Here is a 19,543-nt window from a genome sequence, read left to right on the forward strand (position 1 = left end):
CGTAGTGCGCTTTTATAAATGCTGTCCGTGGCGGGCCATGATGTGGCGCACCACGCTGTAGTCCTGCAGCGAATCGCTGGATAAGTCTTTGCCATAGCCCGAGCGCTTCAGGCCGCCGTGGGGCATTTCGCTGACCAGCATGAAATGGCTGTTGATCCAGGTGCAGCCGTACTGCAAACGCGCCGCGACCTGCATGGCTTTGTCGAGGTTTTGGGTCCAGACCGAGGAGGCGAGGCCGTATTCCGAGTCGTTGGCCCAGTCCACCGCTTGTTCGAGCTCATTGAAGCGGGTCACGGTGACCACCGGCCCGAACACTTCGCGCTGGACGATCTCATCGCCTTGCCTGCAACCGGCCAGCAAGGTCGGCTGGTAATAGAAGCCGGCGCCGGAATGCACCGCCGCGCCGGTCACCCGCTCGATGTGCGGCTGGCCGAGGGCACGTTCGACGAAACTGGCCACGCGGTCACGCTGGCGAGTGCTGATCAGCGGGCCGATTTCGTTGTCGGCATCGCGCTTGCCGGCAAAGCGCAGGCTGCCGACCGCCGCGCCGAGTTCGGCCACCAGTCGGTCGTGAATCCCGGCCTGGGCATAAATCCGGCACGCGGCGGTGCAGTCCTGGCCGGCGTTGTAATAGCCGTAGGTGCGCACGCCATCGACCACCGCTTGAATGTCCGCATCGTTGCAGACGATCACCGGCGCCTTGCCGCCGAGTTCGAGGTGGGTGCGTTTCAGGGTTTTCGCCGCGGCCTGGAGGATTTTTTGCCCGGTAACGATATCGCCGGTCAGCGACACCATGCGCACTTTCGGGTGGCTGACCAAATGGCTGCCGACGCCTTCACCGCCACCGCAGATGATGTTGATCACCCCGCGCGGCAGGATCTCGGCGAGCGCCGGTGCCAGGGCCAGAATTGACAGCGGCGTGTGTTCCGACGGCTTGAACACCAGGGTATTGCCGGCGGCGAGGGCAGGGGCGATTTTCCAGGCGGCCATCATGATCGGGTAGTTCCACGGTGCAATCGATGCGACCACACCAATCGGATCGCGGCGGACCATGCTGGTGTAACCCGGCAAGTATTCGCCGCTGAGCTGGCCGGTCTGGCAACGCACGGCACCCGCGAAGAAACGGAACACATCGACCGTGGCGCTCAAATCGTCCTGACGCGCCAGGTGCAACGGCTTGCCACAATTGAGCGATTCGAGGCGGGCGAGCAGGTCGGCCTGCTTTTCGATGGCGTTGGCGATGTCCAGCAGCAGGTTCGAACGTTGCTGCGGCGTGGTTCGCGACCAACCGGCAAACGCGCGGTGGGCGGCGAGGATCGCGGTTTCAACCTGCTCGGTGCTGGCTTCGGCAATGTGCGTCAGCACTTCTCCGGTGGCCGGGTTGAGGATGGGTTCGACGAAACCCTGGCCCGGGACCAACTCGCCATCGATCAACAACGCGGTGAACAACGGAGTCTGCGCGCCAGCCATTTTTCGGGTTCTCTTTTCTTGTGTGGCCATGGGATTCCCTGTGACTGGAGCCCGGCCGTCTTATAGATGCCTCAAGACTAGTGGCCGGGCTTTTGGTCTACAAATACTAAATATTGAAGGTGGCGTTCGATTAAATAGATGGCTTGCGCCCGCCGTGGGGTTGTTCGCGAGCGACGGTCAGAAACGGGTCCACCAGCGCCGGGCGGGCGGTGCCGCGACGCCAGGCCAGGCCGACATCGAGGGTCTGGCTCAGGTCGGCGATTGGCCGTGCTTCGATGATGTCGCCCTCCAGTGACCACGGGCGGTAGGTCATGTCGGGTTGGATCGACACGCCCAGGCCTGCCGCGACCAGGCTGCGTACCGCTTCGGTTGACGCCGTTCTTAACGTGATGCGCGGTTGCAGCGAGGCCGCCGACCACATGCGCTGGGCGTTGCGGTCCATTTCATCGACGTTCAGCTGAATCAACGGCTCGCGGGCGACATCGGCGAGATTGATGCTGTCGTGTTCCAGCAGCGGATGCTGGGCCGGTAGCCACAGTCGATGGGGCGAGTGGGTCAGCACTTCAGTCTGCAGGGCGTGGCGGTCTTCGAGGTTGGACAGAATCAGCACGCCGACATCGATTTCGCCGCTGACCAGCAAATGCTCGATGTACGGCCGTTCGTCTTCCATCACGCGGATTTCTACATTGGGGTAGGCGCGCTGGAATCGGGTGAGCAAATCCGCCAGGTAATAACCGGCAACCAGGCTGGTCACGCCGATGATCAACTGCCCGGCAACCTGATCGGTGCTCTGTTGCAGGCTGCGTTTGGCGTTGTCTACCGTGGCCAGAATCAGGTGCGCCTGGCGTAGGAATTGATGACCCTGGTGGGTCAGGGTCATGCCCTTGGCGTGGCGATTGAACAGGCCGACACCGATTTCCTGCTCCAGTTGCTGGATGGCCAGGGTCAGGGTGGACTGGGAAATAAACGCGGTTTGCGCGGCGGCGGAGATCGAGCCGGTTTCGGCCACGGCGATGAAGTGACGGATTTGACGCAGGGTCATCATGGGGAATTACCGGGTGGGCGGTTTTTATCGATTTGCCCGAGTGTATATCTTTTAAATCGATGGGTAGCCTGCGCAGCGGTATCTGGGGGATACGCTTTACCGTTTGTCTGGAAAAGTCGTCTACCTGTTAGTTCTGACAGTAGCCAGTTCCCGCGTATCGGTATTGGATAACCCAACCCAAAGCCCATCGTGCAGGAGCCTTTATCATGACCCTACCGGAATCGCCCGATAACACCGTACTAGTGCTGGATAGACCCCGAGTGCTTGGCGCGACCCGGCCAGTCATAGGGGCCGATATCGGCGTGTCCCTGGTGATTTACGATCTCGTCACTGACGGTGAGGGCGCCACCGTCGAGATCGATCCGCCGTTGTCGGGCACGATGAATCCCGGGGATGTCATGGAGCTGTGGCTGCTCGGGGAGACCACGTTTCTGTACAGCAAAATCATTGAGGATGAGAACGCGATCACGACCCTGCGTATCCCCAAAGGCCGGTTGCATGCGGATCGGATCAATGAACTCTTCTACATCATCAAGCGCGGCAGCGATAATATCGGCACCTCACCGATGCTGACGATGCTGTACAACAAAATCCGGCCCGGTTTAAAAGACAGATTTCCGGAGATCGAGGGCCATTCCGAGCTGGAGTTATTGTTGCCCGACGCCATCAAGAACGGCGTCGGCCCCGACTTCGTCAGTGCCCAAGTGTGTGTGTCTTCTGCCGAGCCTACGACACGATTACCCTGAAGTGTAACGGTGAGTCCATGCATTTCATCGTTGGCAGGGACGAAGCGCCTGAACCACCCGATCCGGGCTCACCGATCGCGACCAGGGTGTGTTTTACCGTGACCCGCGCCCACCTGGAAGTCGCGCAAAACCCCGACCAAAAACTCAACTTTTCCTACACCGTCACCGACCAGCTCGGAAACGTCCCGGACACCGATGCTATCTGGTCTGCAACCCAAACCGTGGAAGAGGACTTGGCGGGCACCCGCTTGCCAGCTGCGATTCTGCGCGAAATTCTGAGTGAGGCCGACGACGAGTCAGGCACCATCGACCTGGGAAAACTGGGGGCCTACCTGTATGTGATTATCCTGGTGAGAGACCCTCGCTTCGAAGTGGGCGACTTCATTGAAGCGACCTACACCGGTCAATCACCGGGGCTGCCGGATGTGGTGATGACCGTAGGGGGAAATGTTCAGGCGGACGACTTCGGGGTTCCGGTGCGTGTCGTACTGGAAATCCCGAATGACAAGGTCGTTTCCGCCCAGACGGTGAGTGTGGCCTATGTGCTGAAAAGAAACGGCGAGCAGAAATATTCCTCGCGGGAGGCTAAGGCGCGGGTGATTGGTGAGGGCCTGCCGGATCTGGTTCCACCCACGGTGCTGACCAGCGTCAATGGTGTACTCGACCCAATGCAGAATCTGCAAGGTGCCACTGGGCGGGTTGAGGTGCAGGGTTGGCGCGACGGCGATATGGTTCGATTGATTGTGCAAGGCGCACCGGGTGCCGGGTCGCCGGTTTTTACGAGCAAGCCGTTGAATACCAACAATCGGGCGAATTTTCCGCTGGAGGTGGCGTTCATCAACGCCAACATGGGCGGTCAACCGGTGAAGTTCAGTTATGTATTCACTAGAGGTGGACAGGAGTATCTATCGCCCTCCACCGACATTACCGTGTCAAGAATCGCGGATGGCGATACGCGGTTTCCGACACCGGCCATTGACGGTGCCGTGGGCAATGAACCGGACGTGACCAACTTGCAGGCCAGCGATCAGCTGCGCGTAGTCGCCTGGCCGCTTCAGCAGTTGGGGCAGCGTGTGTGGTTGCGTTATGACGCGGGGCTCGATGCCGACGGTAAGCCGATTTTCTTGGAGGACCTCGTAGGAGCGCCTAATGACGCTGTAGAGGGTCTGACCCGGCCGGCACCGCTTGATTGGTTGAAGACGCTCAAGGATGGCAGTGAGCTGACCATCAGCTTCAGCGTGAGCTTTAATGGAGTAGACGCGGTACGTTTTCCGGTGCGCACCTATACCGTTAAAGCGTTGAGTTTCGGCAGTAATGATCATGTTCAACCCATTGACAATTATTTCATAGTGCAAGGTCGGCCACCGAGTGTCCCTCCTGTACGCGGTAGCTACACTCGAACAGCCACCGGTGGTACCGAGCCTTATCGATATTCTTCTTCCGACACCCAAGTTGCACTGGTAGATCCAGCCACTGGCACGGTACGTGCCGGCAGTAATGGCTTCGCGATAATCACCGTCACAGATGCAGCCCAGAGAACGGCCTCCTATCGCATTGAATTCTCGGGAGTAACGTTAGTCACTCGTACCGATGATATCTGGTGGGATCCAACCGGTGCGACTTTGCCATCAAAAGCGAACGCGCTTTCACTTGCAGAGTTGAGGGTGTTTTGGGAAATCTATTATCCATCCGAGGGACCTGTGGCCGCTGCATTGGGGTGGCCTACGAAACTCTACTGGAGCAGCGACAACATTCCTGTTATCGGCGACGCATGGGCGTTTCGTTTGAACGAAAACATTGGTAATGGTGACGGTAAAGTTCAGACAAATGGTGGTACCCGACTTCCAGTAGTCAGCAAAATCATTTAGTGATCGCCGTTACTAGAAAAAGGAAAGAAGGGGCGCCCATTAGCCGTTTTCAAGTCAAGACTAATGGGGGGGGGCGTTTTTATTTTTGTTTTTCTTCCCTGATTGTCGTGGGAGGACGAAGGTCGAGAAGCAGGGGAATCAGCAGCCACGAGTAGCAAGCAACATCCTGAAGCACTCTCGCCCCCGACACCGGGCACTTTCGGTCCAGGCTCATGGCCTTAATGATCCGGTTAACCCGAATTCGTGGAGGCAGCAAATGAACACCCGTGGATTGCTCGATCAGTTACTCAAGTCCGGTCAGGATCTGTTGCAGAACAAGGCTGGCGGGACGCAGAACAAATCGGCTGCCGGTGGGCTGGGCGGCTTGCTTGGTGGTAGTGGTGGGGCTGGCGGGCTCGGCAGTGTGCTTTCGGGCGCCGGCGGCGGTGCTTTGGCGGCCGGGGCCATGGGCCTGTTGCTGGGCAGCAAAAAGGCTCGCAGTGTGGGCGGCAAAGCCCTGACTTACGGTGGCCTCGCCGCGTTGGGGGTCATTGCCTACAAGGCCTACGGAAATTGGCAGGCCCAGCAGGGCACGGCTCCCCAAACCGAACCGCAAACCCTCGACCGCGTGCCAGCGGCGCAAGTCGAGCAGCACAGCCAGGCGATTCTCAAGGCGCTGGTGGCGGCGGCCAAAGCCGATGGTCATGTGGATGAACGCGAGCGTGCGTTGATCGAAGGCGAGTTCAGCAAGCTCGACAACGATCAGGAACTGCAGCAGTGGCTGCACGCTGAACTCAACAAACCGCTGGACCCGACCGATGTCGCCCGTGCTGCGAGTACGCCGGAAATGGCGGCTGAAATGTACATCGCCAGTGTGATGCTGGTGGACGAAGAGAACTTCATGGAAAAGTCCTACCTCGATGAACTGGCGCGGCAGTTGAAGCTGGATCCGGGGTTGAAGGCTGAGTTGGAGAAGCAAGTTAGAATCGCTTGATCGGGCTTGGGACGACATTAGGCTATAAAGAAAAACCCCATCAACGGATTGTGTTGATGGGGTTTATTGTTTTGGTGATGTTACTTTTGTTCTGGGATATGGAACTTTCCGGTTAATTTGCCAAGATCGCCTTCTAAATCGATGTCAAATGTACCTTCGAAAGAACGCTTTCCCGAATCGAAGAATTTTAGTTGCATTGTGCCTTTTTCTACGGGTAGATTTGAATTTTTGTCTTTGGCTTCCCATGGTCTGATTAAATCCGCTGGGTAAACTACAGTATGTTCTTTGTCGGGCGCCAGTTCTTCTAAGAATCTGAGAAGCACAAGGCTCTCGTCGCTTTCGCCAAAGAACGTATAAACTTCTCTGCCTCGTATGTAAGTTATCGTTTTGGTATCAAGTATTTGTGTGCTGTTGAGGAATGCAGACATTGTTCCTGTGACCTTTTCGCCTTTCGCTTTCAGGTCGTAGTCTTCGGGTGCTGACATGATGATGTGCTCGCTAGTTGGTGTTTATACAGGTCATAGAGTAATAATTCATCAGGAGGGGTGGCTACTGTCAGAATTGATAGTTGGTTAGCGTGTTTTGGTATCGGTTTGTTAGTTTTTATTCTGAATATTCAGGGTTTTTTTTTAAGCAGGTTTTTTCTTGACGGTGACTGACATTAAGTAGTGCGCTGCAGGTTTCGGGGCCGCTTCGCGGCCCAACGGGAGCAAGCTCCCTCGCCACATGAGGACGTCATTGGCACTGCGCTATTGTTCTTCGCGAGCAAGCCCTGCGTTGATCACCGTCGTACACAAAAGCTGGCTCCGCTAAAGATCCAATATGGGAGCGAGCCTGCTCGCGAAGGCGTCTTCATCTGCACCACATCCCTCAATGACCCTTCCATAGTTCGTTTCCTTCGAATTACTGGCACCCACCCTCTATCGCGCAAAGCGCCATCCAGATCCAATTCGGCCTTCGTCCATCTGATAACCGAAGCACCACCCTCGGCTATACTCCCCGGCAATTTGAACCGCACCGAGGACTGACTGTGAAGAACTGGACGTTGCGCCAACGCATTTTGGCGAGCTTTGCGGTAATTATCGCGATCATGCTGTTGATGGTCGTGGTGTCTTTTTCTCGGTTGATGAAGATCGACGCCGGGGCAGAAACAGTCCGCACCGATGCGGTCCCCGGGGTGTATTTCAGTTCGATGATCCGCGGCGCGTGGGTCGACAGTTTTAACCTCACCCAACAGATTGTCGGCCTTTCCGGACGTCGCGAAATAACCGTCGCCGACCAGACCATGTACAAAAGCTTCGAAGAGCGCTTGAACGAGCAAATAGCCAACTACCGAAAAACCATTTTCACGCAGGACGATCAGGTCCTGTTCGACGAATTCGAAGTGCGTCATCAGCTCTACAACAAAGAAATGACCAACGTTCTCGATCTCTATCAGCGCAAAGAGTACGACCAGGCGGTTCTTGCCCTGGAGCAAAAACTTGCGCCGGCCTGGATCAATGGGCGCAAGCAGTTGAACAGCCTTCTTGAAAATAATCACACCCTGGCTGAACGGTCCACGCTGGCCATCAGTGAAGCGGTGACAGCCGCCAAAATCAGCATGGGCGTCTCTCTGCTGGTGGCGATCATTGTCGCCGGCCTCTGCGGTCTGTTGCTGATGCGCGCGATCATGGCGCCGATGAACCGTATCGTGGATATCCTCGAAATCATGCGCACCGGCGATCTCAGCAATCGCCTGGACCTAGATCGCAAGGACGAATTTGGCGCGGTGGAAACCGGCTTCAATGACATGATGACCGAGCTCACCTCGCTGGTGTCCCAGGCGCAGCGCTCCTCGGTGCAGGTCACCACGTCGGTCACGGAAATCGCCGCGACGTCCAAGCAACAACAGGCTACCGCCACCGAAACCGCGGCCACCACCACCGAAATCGGGGCGACATCCCGTGAAATTGCCGCCACCTCGCGGGATTTGGTGCGCACCATGACCGAAGTCTCCACCGCCGCCGACCAGGCTTCGGTGCTGGCGGGCTCCGGACAGCAGGGCCTGGCACGCATGGAAGACACCATGCACTCGGTGATGGGCGCGGCGGATCTGGTCAATGCCAAACTGGCGATCCTTAACGAGAAGGCCGGCAACATCAATCAGGTGGTGGTGACCATCGTCAAAGTCGCCGACCAGACCAACCTGTTGTCCCTGAACGCCGCGATCGAAGCCGAGAAGGCCGGCGAATATGGCCGCGGATTTGCCGTGGTCGCCACCGAAGTGCGGCGTCTGGCGGACCAAACCGCGGTCGCCACCTACGACATCGAACAGATGGTGCGCGAAATCCAGTCGGCGGTGTCGGCCGGGGTCATGGGCATGGACAAGTTCTCCGAAGAAGTGCGCCGCGGCATGTCCGAGGTGCAGCAGGTGGGCGAGCAGCTGTCGCAGATCATTCATCAGGTTCAGGCGCTGGCGCCACGGGTGTTGATGGTCAACGAAGGCATGCAGGCCCAGGCCACCGGCGCCGAGCAGATCAACCACGCGCTGGTGCAGTTGGGCGATGCCAGCAGCCAGACTGTCGAGTCTCTGCGTCAGGCCAGTTTCGCCATCGATGAATTGAGCCAGGTGGCCGTGGGGCTGCGTGGCGGCGTCTCGCGATTCAAAGTCTGATGAGCGAGCTCGCGGTCAAACGCGGCGCGGCGCGGCCGGCGAAACAGTCGTTGTTTCTGGTGTTCCGCATCGGCAATGAGCGTTATGCCTTGCAGGCCATCGAGGTAGCCGAAGTGCTGGCGAATCTGCCGTTGAAACCCATCCCCCGAGCGCCGGAATGGGTGGCGGGGGTGTTCGCCTATCGTGGCGCGGTGGTGCCGGTGATCGACCTCAGTGCCCTGACGTTCGGCCAACCGGCCCAGGCCCGCACCAGCACGCGGTTGGTGCTGGTGCATTATCGGCCGGATGAGGCGACGCCTTCGCGGTTGCTCGGGCTGATTCTGGAGCAGGCCACCGACACGTTGCGCTGCAACCCGGCGGACTTTCAGCCTTATGGCCTGGACAATCGCCAGGCGCCGTACCTCGGCCCGGTACGTGAAGATGCCCAGGGTTTGCTGCAATGGGTGCGGGTTGCCGATTTGCTGGACGAACAGGTTCGCGTTTTGTTGTTTCCCTCGCCGCCGCTGGACCTGGCGCAGTTTGAGGAGCAGGGATGAGCAACGATCAACGGTTTTTCGATTTTCTCAAGGAACGTATCGGCCTGGATGTCGGCTCGGTCGGCCCGGCGATCATCGAGCGCGCGGTGCGCCAGCGGACCACCGCGACTGGGGCGCTGACAGCCGATGAGTATTGGCACACCTTGCTCGGCTCGCGCGACGAACAACAGGCGCTGATCGAAGCGGTGATCGTCCCCGAGACCTGGTTTTTCCGTTACCCGGAATCCTTCGCCACGCTGGCGAAACTGGCGGCCAAGCGGTTGGCGGCGATCAATAACATGCGCGCCCTGCGGATTCTCAGCCTGCCGTGTTCCACCGGCGAAGAACCGTATTCCATCGCCATGGCATTGCTCGATGCCGGGCTGGCGCCACACCAGTTCAAGGTCGACGGCATGGACGTCAGCCCGTTGTCGGTGGAAAAGGCCAGGCTCGCGCTGTACGGCAAGAATTCTTTTCGCGGCCAGGACATCGAGTTTCGCGAGCGGCATTTCACCGCTGAAACCGACAGCTATCGCCTCAGCGGCCGCGTGCTTGAACAAGTGCGTCTGCAGGTCGGCAATGTGCTGGATCCGGCCTTGTTGGCCAATGAGCCACCCTATGACTTTGTGTTCTGTCGCAATTTGCTGATCTATTTCGACCAGCCGACCCAGCAGCAAGTGTTCGAAGTACTCAAACGCCTGACCCACGTTGACGGCGTGCTGTTTATCGGCCCGGCCGAGGGCAGCCTGCTGGGCCGTTTCGGCATGCGCTCGATCGGGATTGCGCAGTCGTTTGCGTTCAGTCGCCAGAGCGCGCCCGAGCCGCTGGCGAGTTTCGCGTCGATGCCATTGCCGGTACCGTTGCCGGTGCAACAACCGGTGCGTAGCGTGCCACCGCCGCCGGTGCGCAGTCGGCCTTTCGCGACGGTCGTACCGATGCCTCCGGTTGCCGCCAACCCTTCGAAAACCACACCTTCGGACTCTGCCACGCTGCTGGCGAACATCGCCGCGCTGGCCAATGAGGGCAAAAGCGCTGAAGCTCGCGCCGCGTGCGAAAGCTATCTACGCAGCCATGAGCCGGTGGCCCAGGTGTTCTATTGGCTGGGGCTGCTCAGTGATGTCGCCGGCAGCGCCCTGGAGGCCCAGGGTTTTTATCGCAAGGCGTTGTACCTCGAACCGCAACACCCCGACGCGTTGATGCACCTGGCCGCCTTGCTGCAATCCCAGGGCGACACGGCGGGTGCCAGACGATTGCAGGCCCGCGCCGCCCGCAGCGAGCGCGCCGCTGACAGTGAGCGTAAACGATGAACGCCTCCGACACCTTGAGCGTCACCCATGAAGATGCCCAGGCCATCGACGACTGCTGGAACCGCATCGGTATTCATGGCGACAAATCCTGCCCGCTGCTGAGCGAACACATTCATTGCCGCAATTGCGCGGTGTATTCGGCTGCCGCCACACGCTTGCTCGACCGCTACGCCTTGCAACAGGACGATCGCGGCCAAGTCTCGACGATGGCCCAGAACGATGTGAAAACCCGCTCGCTGCTGATGTTTCGTCTCGGCGAAGAGTGGCTGGGCCTGGCCACCCGCAGCCTGGTCGAAGTGGCGCCGCTGCAAGCGATTCACTCCTTGCCGCATCAACGCTCCCGGGCATTGCTCGGGGTGGCGAATGTGCGCGGTGCCTTGGTGGCGTGCCTGTCGTTGGTGGAGTTGCTGGGGCTCGACGGCACCAGTGGCGTGGCGTCCGGCGCGCGAGTGACCCCTCGGATGCTGATCATCGCCGGCCACGGTGGGCCGGTGGTGGTGCCGGTGGACGAAGTGGACGGGATTCACGCCATCGACGAGCACATTCTCGATGCCGCGTCCCAGTCCGGCACCCAGGCCAGCGCCAAATACACCCGCGGAGTCTTGCAATTCAAAGGTCGCAGCCTGCGTTGGCTGGATGAAGAGCAGCTGCTGTCTGCCGTGACCCGGAGCCTCACATGACCCCCGAGCAAATGCGTGATGCCTCTTTGCTGGAACTGTTCAGCCTGGAAGCGGAGGCCCAGACCCTGGTGCTGAGCGCCGGTCTGCTGGCGCTTGAGCGCGACCCGACCCAGGCCGATTACCTCGAGTCGTGCATGCGCGCGGCCCACTCGCTCAAGGGCGCGGCGCGGATTGTCGGTGTCGATGCCGGGGTCCGTGTCGCCCATGTGATGGAAGATTACCTGGTCAGCGCCCAGGAAGGGCGCCTGTACCTGCGGCCCGAACACATTGATGCACTATTGCAAGGCACCGATCTGCTGATGCGGATTGCGACGCCGGGCAATGCTCCGGCGCCTGTGGATATCGACGCTTACGTCGTCTTGATGGGACGGCTGCTTGATCACATGGCGGCCACTGCCCCCATGACGCCGCCGATGGCAGAACTTCAGCTGGAACCGCCGACGCCCAAGGTTGAGCCACCCATGTCGGCCACCACCGAAGCTCCCCCGGCAGCACCCGCCGAGCCAACGCCTGTGACTAAACGCACCACCGAAAGTGGCGAACGCGTATTGCGCGTCACGGCCGAGCGCTTGAACAGCCTGCTCGACCTGTCGAGTAAATCCCTGGTGGAAACCCAGCGACTCAAGCCGCACCTGGCCACCATGCAGCGCCTTAAACGCACGCAGAGCAACGGCCTGCGGGCCCTGGAAAGTCTCAATGTCCATCTCAAGGACCATGCCTTGAGCCTAGAAGCCCAGGAAGCCTTGGGCGATGCCCGTCGGTTATTGGCGGAGTCCCAGCGATTGCTGGTGGAAAAAAACGCCGAGCTCGATGAGTTCGCCTGGCACGCCAGCCAGCGCGCGCAGGTGTTGTATGACACGGCGCTGGCCTGTCGCATGCGGCCGTTCGCCGATGTGCTGAGCGGGCAAGTGCGCATGGTCCGCGACCTCGGTCGCAGTCTCGGCAAACAGGTGCGGCTGGAGATCGAGGGCGAAAAGACTCAAGTCGACCGCGACGTGCTGGAAAAACTCGAAGCGCCGCTGACGCATCTGCTGCGCAATGCGGTGGATCACGGCATCGAAACCCCGGAACAACGGCTATTGGCCGGTAAGCCGGAGGAAGGCCTGATCCGGTTGCGAGTGTCCCATCAGGCCGGTCTGCTGGTGTTGGAACTCAGCGATGATGGGAATGGCGTCGATCTGGAAAAGGTCCGTCGCAACATCGTCGAGCGGCAGTTATCCCCGGCCGAGACCGCCGCCCAGTTGAGCGAAGAAGAGCTGCTGACGTTCCTGTTTCTGCCGGGTTTCAGCCTGCGCGACACGGTCACCGAAGTCTCCGGGCGCGGTGTCGGGCTGGATGCGGTTCAACACATGGTCCGACAGTTGCGCGGCGCCGTGGCGCTGGAACAAACGGCGGGCGAGGGCAGTCGTTTCCATCTTGAAGTGCCGCTGACGCTGTCGGTGGTGCGCAGTCTGGTGGTGGAAGTCGGTGAAGAGGCGTACGCCTTTCCGCTGGCACACATCGAGCGCATGTGCGATCTGGAGCCGGAAGATATCGTGCAGGTCGAAGGCCGGCAGCATTTCTGGCATGAAGGCCGGCATGTCGGGCTGGTCGCCGCCAGTCAGCTATTGCAACGCCCGACGAGCCAGAACAACGAGCAGACGCTCAAAGTCGTGGTCATCCGCGAGCGCGAGGCGATCTACGGGGTGGCGGTCGAGCGATTTATTGGCGAGCGCACGCTGGTGGTGTTGCCGCTGGACGAGCGCCTGGGCAAGGTGCAGGACATCTCCGCCGGGGCCTTGCTCGACGATGGCTCGGTGGTGTTGATCGTTGATGTCGAAGACATGCTGCGTTCGGTGGACAAACTGCTCAATACCGGGCGTCTGGAACGCATTGCCCGGCACGCCAATCAGGCCGTCGAAGCGGCGCGTAAACGGATTCTGGTGGTGGACGATTCGCTGACCGTTCGCGAGTTGCAGCGCAAGCTGCTGCTCAATCGCGGCTACGACGTCGCCGTGGCGGTGGACGGTATGGATGGCTGGAATGCCCTGCGTTCGGAGGATTTCGATCTGCTGATCACCGACATCGATATGCCGCGCATGGACGGCATCGAGCTGGTGTCTTTATTGCGTCGCGACAATCGGCTGCAATCGCTGCCGGTGATGGTGGTGTCCTACAAGGACCGCGAAGAAGACCGTCGCCGTGGACTGGACGCCGGCGCCGACTATTATCTAGCCAAGGCCAGTTTTCATGATGACGCCTTACTGGATGCAGTCGTTGAGCTCATTGGAGGAGCGCGAGCATGAAAATCGCCATCGTCAACGACATGCCCATGGCGGTAGAGGCTTTGCGCCGCGCCCTGGCGTTCGAACCGGCGCACGAGGTGGTCTGGGTCGCCGGCAACGGGGCCGAGGCGGTGCAACGTTGCACCGAATACACCCCGGACCTGATCCTGATGGACTTGATCATGCCGTTGATGGACGGCGTGGAAGCGACCCGGCGAATCATGGCCGAAACCCCGTGCGCGATTGTCATTGTCACTGTCGACCGCGAGCAGAACGTGCACCGGGTGTTCGAAGCCATGGGCTACGGCGCGCTGGATGTGGTTGATACCCCGGCTATCGGGGGCGGCAATCCTCAGGAAGCCGCCGCACCGCTGCTACGCAAGATCATGAACATTGGCTGGCTGATCGGCGACCGGAGTAATCGGGTGCGATCGGCGCCGAGCCCACACCGCAATTCGGCCTCGCGTCAGCATTTGGTGGCCATCGGTTCATCCGCCGGCGGGCCGGCGGCGCTGGAGGTACTACTGAAAGGCCTGCCACGAGATTTTTCGGCGGCCATCGTGCTGGTCCAGCATGTGGATCAGGTGTTCGCTGCCGGCATGGCCGAATGGCTGGCCAGCGCCAGTGGCCTGGATGTGCGCCTGGCCCAGGAAGGCGAACCGCCGCAAAGCGGCACGGTTCTGCTGGCCGGCACCAACCATCACATTCGATTGTTGAAAAACGGCACACTCGCCTACACCGCCGAACCGGTCAACGAGATCTATCGGCCTTCGATCGATGTGTTTTTCGAAAGTGTGGCCAGTTACTGGAGCGGTGACGCCGTGGGCGTTCTGCTGACCGGTATGGGGCGCGACGGCGCCCAGGGGCTTAAACTCATGCGCCAACAGGGCTACATGACCATCGCTCAGGACCAGAACAGTAGTGCCGTGTACGGAATGCCCAAGGCGGCCGCAGCCCTCGACGCAGCCGTGGAAATCCGCCCACTGGACAAGATAGCGCCACGATTGCTGGAGATTTTCCCACAATGACTATCATTAGCAGCAATCGTGGCCCAAGCAGTACTCAGGTGACCGCACATGAATGATTTACAGCTCGACGACTTCAAGACCGACGAAAACGCCGCCATGGTGTTGTTGGTGGACGATCAGGCGATGATCGGCGAGGCGGTGCGCCGTGGTTTGTCGAACGAAGAGAACATCGACTTCCATTTCTGCGCCGACCCGCACCAGGCCATTGCTCAGGCGATCCGCATCAAGCCGACGGTCATCCTTCAGGACCTGGTGATGCCCGGCCTCGACGGCTTGAGCCTGGTGCGCGAATACCGGAATCACCCGGCCACCAAGGACATTCCGATCATTGTCCTGTCGACCAAGGAAGACCCGCTGATCAAGAGCGCGGCGTTTGCCGCCGGTGCCAACGATTACCTGGTCAAACTGCCGGACAACATCGAACTGGTGGCGCGCATCCGCTATCACTCACGCTCCTACATGACCCTGCTGCAGCGGGATGCGGCGTACCGCGCGCTGCGGGTCAGTCAGCAGCAGTTGCTCGACACCAACCTGGTGCTGCAACGCTTGATGAACTCCGACGGCCTGACCGGGCTGTCGAACCGCCGGCATTTCGACGAATACCTGGAGCTGGAGTGGCGGCGTTCGCTGCGGGACCAGACTCAATTGTCGCTACTGATGATCGATGTCGACTACTTCAAGTCCTTCAACGACAGCTTCGGCCACCTTGAAGGCGATGAAGCCCTGCGCAAAGTCGCCACGGCGATTCGCGACGCCAGCGCCAGGCCATCGGACTTGCCAGCCCGTTATGGCGGCGAAGAGTTCGTGCTGGTGCTACCCAACACCTCGCCAGGCGGTGCTCGGCTGGTGGCGGAAAAACTGCGCCAGACCGTGGCCGGGTTGAAAATCCCGCACATTTTCCCGACCGAAGGTTCGTGCCTGACCATCAGTATCGGCCTGTCGACCATGATTCCGCAGCCGGGCACTGACTGCCGGCAATTGATCTCGGCGGCGGACAAGGGGTTGTACCTGGCGAAGAACAATGGGCGCAATCAGGTGGGGATCGAGTAGTCTTCAGATTAAATGAAACTCCCAAGACTGGTACAAACACTGTGGCGAGGGGGCTTGCCCCCGTTGGGTCGCGAAGCGGCCCCAGCATTCTTCCAGTCAAACCCAGCAATCAGGTTTTACGACTGCTTCGCAGCCGAACGGGGGCAAGCCCCCTCGCCACTGGTTTTATGTTGCGCCTAAAGCCGCCGGGCGGGCTGCCGTGACAGCGTGATTACGTTATACTCGCCGGCTTTCAAAAGTTCGCCAACGAGTGCTGCCCGCCATGGAAATCAACCCGATCCTTAACAGTATCAAGGACCTGTCCGAGCGCTCCGAAACTATTCGGGGGTATCTTTGACTACGATCAAAAGCATGAGCGTCTGACTGAAGTCAATCGCGAGCTTGAAGATCCGAATGTCTGGAGCAACCCTGAGTACGCTCAGAACCTGGGTCGCGAGCGCTCGCTGCTGGCCCAGATCGTAGAAACCCTCGATGAAATGTCCAGCGGTCTGGCCGATGCCAAGGACCTGCTGTTGATGTCTGCCGAGGAAGAAGACCAGGCCGCCGTCGACGACGTAGCCCTTGAAGTGGAGCGCCTGCGCGAAGCCCTCGAGAAGCTCGAATTCCGTCGCATGTTCAGCGGCGAGATGGACCCCAACAACGCCTACCTGGACATCCAGGCCGGTTCCGGCGGCACCGAGGCCCAGGACTGGGCCAACATCCTGCTGCGCATGTACCTGCGCTGGGCGGATAAACGCGGTTTCGACGCGACCATCATGGAACTGTCGGCCGGTGAAGTCGCCGGTATCAAAGGCGCGACCGTACACATCAAGGGTGAATACGCCTTTGGCTGGCTGCGTACCGAAATCGGCGTGCACCGTCTGGTGCGCAAGAGCCCGTTCGACTCCGGCAACCGTCGTCACACCTCGTTCTCGGCGGTGTTCGTGTCGCCTGAAATCGATGACAACATCGAAATCGACATCAACCCATCGGACCTGCGCATCGACACCTACCGCTCCTCCGGTGCCGGTGGTCAGCACGTAAACACCACCGACTCGGCCGTACGTATCACCCACGTACCGACCAACACCGTGGTCAGCTGCCAGAACGAACGCTCCCAGCACGCCAACAAAGACACCGCGATGAAAATGTTGCGGGCGCGCTTGTACGAGCAGGAAGTGCAGAAACGCAACGCTGCCTCCCAGGCCCTGGAAGACACCAAGTCGGATATCGGCTGGGGTCACCAGATCCGCTCGTACGTGCTCGATGCCTCGCGGATCAAGGATCTGCGTACCAACATCGAACGCAGCGACTGTGACAAGGTACTCGACGGCGACATCGACGAATACCTGGTGGCCAGCCTGAAACAAGGGCTCTAAGGCCCGCGCTACAGGGTTGTCGTAATCCTGTAGGAGCGAGGCTTGCCCGCGAACCCCGGCGAATGCCGGGGGCAACGAACCTGAGATGGAATTTTTAAAGACATGAGCGACCTACAACTCGACCCGCAAGCCCTGCAACAGGAAGAAAACTCCCTGATCGCCCTGCGCAAGGAAAAGCTTGCTGCCGAGCGCGCCAAGGGCCAGGCCTTCCCCAACGACTTCCGCCGCGACGCTTACTGCGAAGACTTGCAGAAACAGTACGCGGACAAGACCAAGGAAGAGCTGGCAGAGGCTGCAATTCCGGTCAAGGTTGCCGGTCGTCTCATGCTCAACCGTGGCTCGTTCATGGTGATCCAGGACATGTCCGGGCGCATCCAGGTTTACGTCAACCGTAAAACCCTGTCTGAAGAAACCCTGGCCGCGGTGAAAACCTGGGACCTGGGCGACATCATTGCCGCCGAAGGCACCCTGGCCCGTTCCGGCAAGGGCGACCTGTACGTCGAAATGACTGACGTGCGCCTGCTGACCAAATCCCTGCGTCCACTGCCGGACAAGCACCACGGCCTGTCCGACACCGAACAGCGCTACCGCCAGCGTTACGTTGACCTGATCGTCAACGATGACGTGCGCCAGACCTTCCGCGTGCGTTCGCAAGTGATTGCATACATCCGCAGCTTCCTGATGAAGCGTGACTTCCTGGAAGTGGAAACGCCGATGCTGCAAACCATTCCGGGCGGCGCGGCGGCCAAGCCGTTCGAGACGCATCACAACGCGCTGGACATGGAAATGTTCCTGCGTATCGCGCCTGAGCTGTACCTCAAGCGCCTGGTCGTCGGCGGCTTCGAGAAAGTCTTCGAGATCAACCGCAACTTCCGTAACGAAGGCGTTTCGACTCGTCACAACCCTGAATTCACCATGTTGGAGTTCTACCAGGCTTACGCCGACTACGAAGACAACATGGACCTGACCGAAGAACTGTTCCGCGAGCTGGCGCAGCTGGTTCTGGGCAGCACCGACGTGCCGTACGGCGACAAGGTGTTCCACTTCGGCGAACCGTTCGTGCGTCTGTCGGTGTTCGACTCGATCCTCAAGTACAACCCGGACCTGACGGCCGATGACCTGAACGACATCGACAAAGCCCGCGCCATCGCCAAGAAGGCCGGCGCCAAGGTGCTGGGTTTCGAAGGTCTGGGCAAGCTGCAGGTAATGATTTTCGAAGAGCTGGTCGAGCACAAGCTGGAGCAGCCGCACTTCATTACCCAGTACCCGTTCGAAGTGTCGCCGCTGGCCCGTCGCAACGACGAGAACCCGAACGTTACCGACCGCTTCGAGCTGTTCATCGGCGGCCGTGAAATCGCCAACGCCTATTCCGAGTTGAACGACGCGGAAGACCAGGCCGAGCGTTTCATGGCGCAGGTGGCCGACAAGGACGCCGGTGATGACGAAGCCATGCACTACGACGCCGATTTCGTTCGTGCGCTGGAGTACGGCATGCCGCCGACCGCCGGTGAAGGGATCGGCATCGACCGTCTGGTGATGTTGCTGACCAACTCACCGTCGATCCGCGACGTGATCCTGTTCCCGCACATGCGGCCGCAAGCGTAAGTGTTTCAATTAAAAAACCGCCTATAACAGGCGGTTTTTTATTGCCTGTCTGGTACAAACGTATCAATTGGTTACTTTTGACGTTAGAGAGGAATACCGGTCGTGAATCGTGCAATTGCTCAAGAAGGTGCAGCGGGTATCGCCACTGCGGTCGCTGAAAGTGTTCAGTACCAGGGCCGAAAGGCCAGCCGACAGGGCAGCGAACAGCGTCGACAGGACATTCTCGACGCGGCGATGCGTATTGTCGTGCGCGATGGCGTGCGGGCTGTACGTCACCGTGCGGTGGCCGCTGAAGCGGGTGTGCCGCTGTCGGCCACCACCTACTATTTCAAGGATATCGATGACTTGCTCACCGATACCTTTGCGCAATACGTGGAGCGTAGCGCGGCGTATATGGCCAAGTTGTGGGTGAACAACGAAGGCCTGTTGCGTGAAATGGTGATCAGCGGCGACGGCAGCCCCGAGTCTCGCTCGCAACTGGCGGATGATATTGCGCGGTTGATGACGGACTATGTTCACCGGCAACTGATGAACCGCCGCGAACACTTGATGGCCGAACAGGCGTTCCGCCAGGAAGCGCTGCTTAACCCGCGCCTGGCGCTGTTGGTGCGTTCACACCAGCAAATTCTCCTACAGGGAACGTGCCAGCTGTTCCAGGTGTTGGGTTCCCGTGAGCCACAACAGGATGCCAAAGTGTTGACGGCGATTGTCGGACGGATGGAATATCAGGGCCTGCTCAACGACGCCGAGCCTGCGGCCGAAGAGGAAATGCTCGGTATCCTGACCCGCTACTTGCATTTGGTATTGGCGTCGGTATGAGTCGAGCGCGGTCTCTGTAGCAGCTGCCGAAGGCTGCGTTCGGCGACGAAGTCGTCGTAAAACCTGCCACCGTATTCCTTCAGGTTGATTCGGGATTCAGATTTTACGACTGCTTCGCAGCCGAACGCAGCCTTCGGCAGCTGCTACGGGTCGCCGCGAGGC

Annotated in this window: 16 protein-coding genes; 13 read left to right on the top strand and 3 right to left on the bottom strand. The window is 59.7% G+C overall.

Annotated elements, in window-relative coordinates:
• Window positions 1-12 precede the first annotated feature (12 nt).
• Both ACZ9BB_RS01055 and ACZ9BB_RS01060 read right to left on the bottom strand, forming a co-directional pair.
• On the bottom strand, window positions 13-1,470 hold the full coding sequence (locus ACZ9BB_RS01055; protein WP_476218165.1) for a gamma-aminobutyraldehyde dehydrogenase: 1,458 nt from the start codon (window positions 1,468-1,470) through the stop codon (window positions 13-15).
• A gap of 130 nt (window positions 1,471-1,600) precedes the next feature.
• On the bottom strand, window positions 1,601-2,515 hold the full coding sequence (locus ACZ9BB_RS01060) for a LysR family transcriptional regulator (protein ID WP_008072897.1): 915 nt from the start codon (window positions 2,513-2,515) through the stop codon (window positions 1,601-1,603).
• A 206-nt stretch (window positions 2,516-2,721) separates the two neighbouring features.
• Between ACZ9BB_RS01060 and ACZ9BB_RS01065 the strand changes: the two genes are divergently transcribed.
• The 3 genes from ACZ9BB_RS01065 (at window position 2,722) to ACZ9BB_RS01075 (ending at window position 6,102) form a co-directional block, all read left to right on the top strand.
• A complete protein-coding gene (locus ACZ9BB_RS01065) occupies window positions 2,722-3,261 on the top strand; it encodes a hypothetical protein (protein WP_476212165.1) in 540 nt (179 codons plus the stop codon).
• Window positions 3,262-3,278: 17 nt separating this feature from the next.
• Window positions 3,279-5,129 carry an Ig-like domain-containing protein gene (locus ACZ9BB_RS01070; protein WP_476212166.1) on the top strand — a complete coding sequence of 617 codons (1,851 nt, stop codon included), beginning with the start codon at window positions 3,279-3,281 and terminating at the stop codon, window positions 5,127-5,129.
• 256 nt (window positions 5,130-5,385) lie between these two features.
• Window positions 5,386-6,102, top strand: coding sequence for a tellurite resistance TerB family protein (locus ACZ9BB_RS01075; protein WP_476212167.1), 717 nt, complete (start codon window positions 5,386-5,388; stop codon window positions 6,100-6,102).
• Between the two features lie 80 nt (window positions 6,103-6,182).
• Here the strand turns inward: ACZ9BB_RS01075 and ACZ9BB_RS01080 are convergent, their stop codons facing one another.
• Window positions 6,183-6,587, bottom strand: a complete 405-nt coding sequence (locus ACZ9BB_RS01080; RefSeq protein ID WP_476212168.1) for a hypothetical protein — start codon at window positions 6,585-6,587, stop codon at window positions 6,183-6,185.
• Window positions 6,588-7,132: 545 nt separating this feature from the next.
• Between ACZ9BB_RS01080 and ACZ9BB_RS01085 the strand changes: the two genes are divergently transcribed.
• From ACZ9BB_RS01085 to ACZ9BB_RS01130, 10 genes are all read left to right on the top strand, one after another.
• Window positions 7,133-8,755, top strand: coding sequence for a methyl-accepting chemotaxis protein (locus tag ACZ9BB_RS01085; RefSeq protein WP_476212169.1), 1,623 nt, complete (start codon window positions 7,133-7,135; stop codon window positions 8,753-8,755).
• Entirely contained in the window at window positions 8,755-9,291 is a 537-nt protein-coding gene (locus tag ACZ9BB_RS01090) for a chemotaxis protein CheW (RefSeq protein ID WP_476212170.1), read from the top strand. The genes ACZ9BB_RS01085 and ACZ9BB_RS01090 overlap by 1 nt, the downstream gene beginning before the upstream one ends.
• The gene (locus tag ACZ9BB_RS01095; RefSeq protein ID WP_476212171.1) at window positions 9,288-10,577 is read left to right on the top strand and encodes a CheR family methyltransferase; all 1,290 of its coding nucleotides are present in this window, start codon (window positions 9,288-9,290) and stop codon (window positions 10,575-10,577) included. Before ACZ9BB_RS01090 ends, ACZ9BB_RS01095 begins: the two co-directional genes overlap by 4 nt.
• Window positions 10,574-11,257, top strand: a complete 684-nt coding sequence (locus ACZ9BB_RS01100) for a chemotaxis protein CheW (protein WP_476212172.1) — start codon at window positions 10,574-10,576, stop codon at window positions 11,255-11,257. Before ACZ9BB_RS01095 ends, ACZ9BB_RS01100 begins: the two co-directional genes overlap by 4 nt.
• On the top strand, window positions 11,254-13,542 hold the full coding sequence (locus tag ACZ9BB_RS01105) for a response regulator (protein ID WP_476212173.1): 2,289 nt from the start codon (window positions 11,254-11,256) through the stop codon (window positions 13,540-13,542). The genes ACZ9BB_RS01100 and ACZ9BB_RS01105 overlap by 4 nt, the downstream gene beginning before the upstream one ends.
• Window positions 13,539-14,549: a chemotaxis-specific protein-glutamate methyltransferase CheB gene (gene cheB, locus ACZ9BB_RS01110; RefSeq protein WP_476212174.1), complete on the top strand. Its 1,011-nt coding sequence runs from the start codon at window positions 13,539-13,541 to the stop codon at window positions 14,547-14,549. Before ACZ9BB_RS01105 ends, cheB begins: the two co-directional genes overlap by 4 nt.
• A gap of 48 nt (window positions 14,550-14,597) precedes the next feature.
• Complete coding sequence (locus tag ACZ9BB_RS01115; RefSeq protein ID WP_476212175.1) at window positions 14,598-15,599, top strand: diguanylate cyclase domain-containing protein; 1,002 nt, start codon at window positions 14,598-14,600, stop codon at window positions 15,597-15,599.
• 262 nt (window positions 15,600-15,861) lie between these two features.
• Window positions 15,862-16,957, top strand: a protein-coding gene (gene prfB, locus ACZ9BB_RS01120; protein ID WP_476212176.1) for a peptide chain release factor 2 whose coding sequence is annotated in 2 segments (ribosomal slippage) — window positions 15,862-15,933 and window positions 15,935-16,957 — 1,095 coding nt in all. Because the reading frame shifts where the segments join, the coding sequence is not laid out codon by codon here.
• 102 nt (window positions 16,958-17,059) lie between these two features.
• Entirely contained in the window at window positions 17,060-18,562 is a 1,503-nt protein-coding gene (gene lysS / locus ACZ9BB_RS01125; RefSeq protein ID WP_476212177.1) for a lysine--tRNA ligase, read from the top strand.
• A gap of 102 nt (window positions 18,563-18,664) precedes the next feature.
• A complete protein-coding gene (locus ACZ9BB_RS01130; protein ID WP_476212178.1) occupies window positions 18,665-19,381 on the top strand; it encodes a TetR/AcrR family transcriptional regulator in 717 nt (238 codons plus the stop codon).
• Window positions 19,382-19,543 lie beyond the last annotated feature (162 nt).

It is taken from the genome of Pseudomonas sp. TE3552 (assembly GCF_056278945.1).

Excerpts from the sequence above, each read along its gene's own strand:
- ACZ9BB_RS01055 (WP_476218165.1), bottom strand. The coding sequence starts at position 1,470 with ATGGCTGGCGCGCAGACTCCGTTGTTCACCGCGTTGTTGATCGATGGC.
- ACZ9BB_RS01060 (WP_008072897.1), bottom strand. The coding sequence starts at position 2,515 with ATGATGACCCTGCGTCAAATCCGTCACTTCATCGCCGTGGCCGAAACC.
- ACZ9BB_RS01065 (WP_476212165.1), top strand. The coding sequence starts at position 2,722 with ATGACCCTACCGGAATCGCCCGATAACACCGTACTAGTGCTGGATAGA.
- ACZ9BB_RS01070 (WP_476212166.1), top strand. The coding sequence starts at position 3,279 with ATGCATTTCATCGTTGGCAGGGACGAAGCGCCTGAACCACCCGATCCG.
- ACZ9BB_RS01075 (WP_476212167.1), top strand. The coding sequence starts at position 5,386 with ATGAACACCCGTGGATTGCTCGATCAGTTACTCAAGTCCGGTCAGGAT.
- ACZ9BB_RS01080 (WP_476212168.1), bottom strand. The coding sequence starts at position 6,587 with ATGTCAGCACCCGAAGACTACGACCTGAAAGCGAAAGGCGAAAAGGTC.
- ACZ9BB_RS01090 (WP_476212170.1), top strand. The coding sequence starts at position 8,755 with ATGAGCGAGCTCGCGGTCAAACGCGGCGCGGCGCGGCCGGCGAAACAG.
- ACZ9BB_RS01095 (WP_476212171.1), top strand. The coding sequence starts at position 9,288 with ATGAGCAACGATCAACGGTTTTTCGATTTTCTCAAGGAACGTATCGGC.
- ACZ9BB_RS01100 (WP_476212172.1), top strand. The coding sequence starts at position 10,574 with ATGAACGCCTCCGACACCTTGAGCGTCACCCATGAAGATGCCCAGGCC.
- ACZ9BB_RS01105 (WP_476212173.1), top strand. The coding sequence starts at position 11,254 with ATGACCCCCGAGCAAATGCGTGATGCCTCTTTGCTGGAACTGTTCAGC.
- cheB (WP_476212174.1), top strand. The coding sequence starts at position 13,539 with ATGAAAATCGCCATCGTCAACGACATGCCCATGGCGGTAGAGGCTTTG.
- ACZ9BB_RS01115 (WP_476212175.1), top strand. The coding sequence starts at position 14,598 with ATGAATGATTTACAGCTCGACGACTTCAAGACCGACGAAAACGCCGCC.
- lysS (WP_476212177.1), top strand. The coding sequence starts at position 17,060 with ATGAGCGACCTACAACTCGACCCGCAAGCCCTGCAACAGGAAGAAAAC.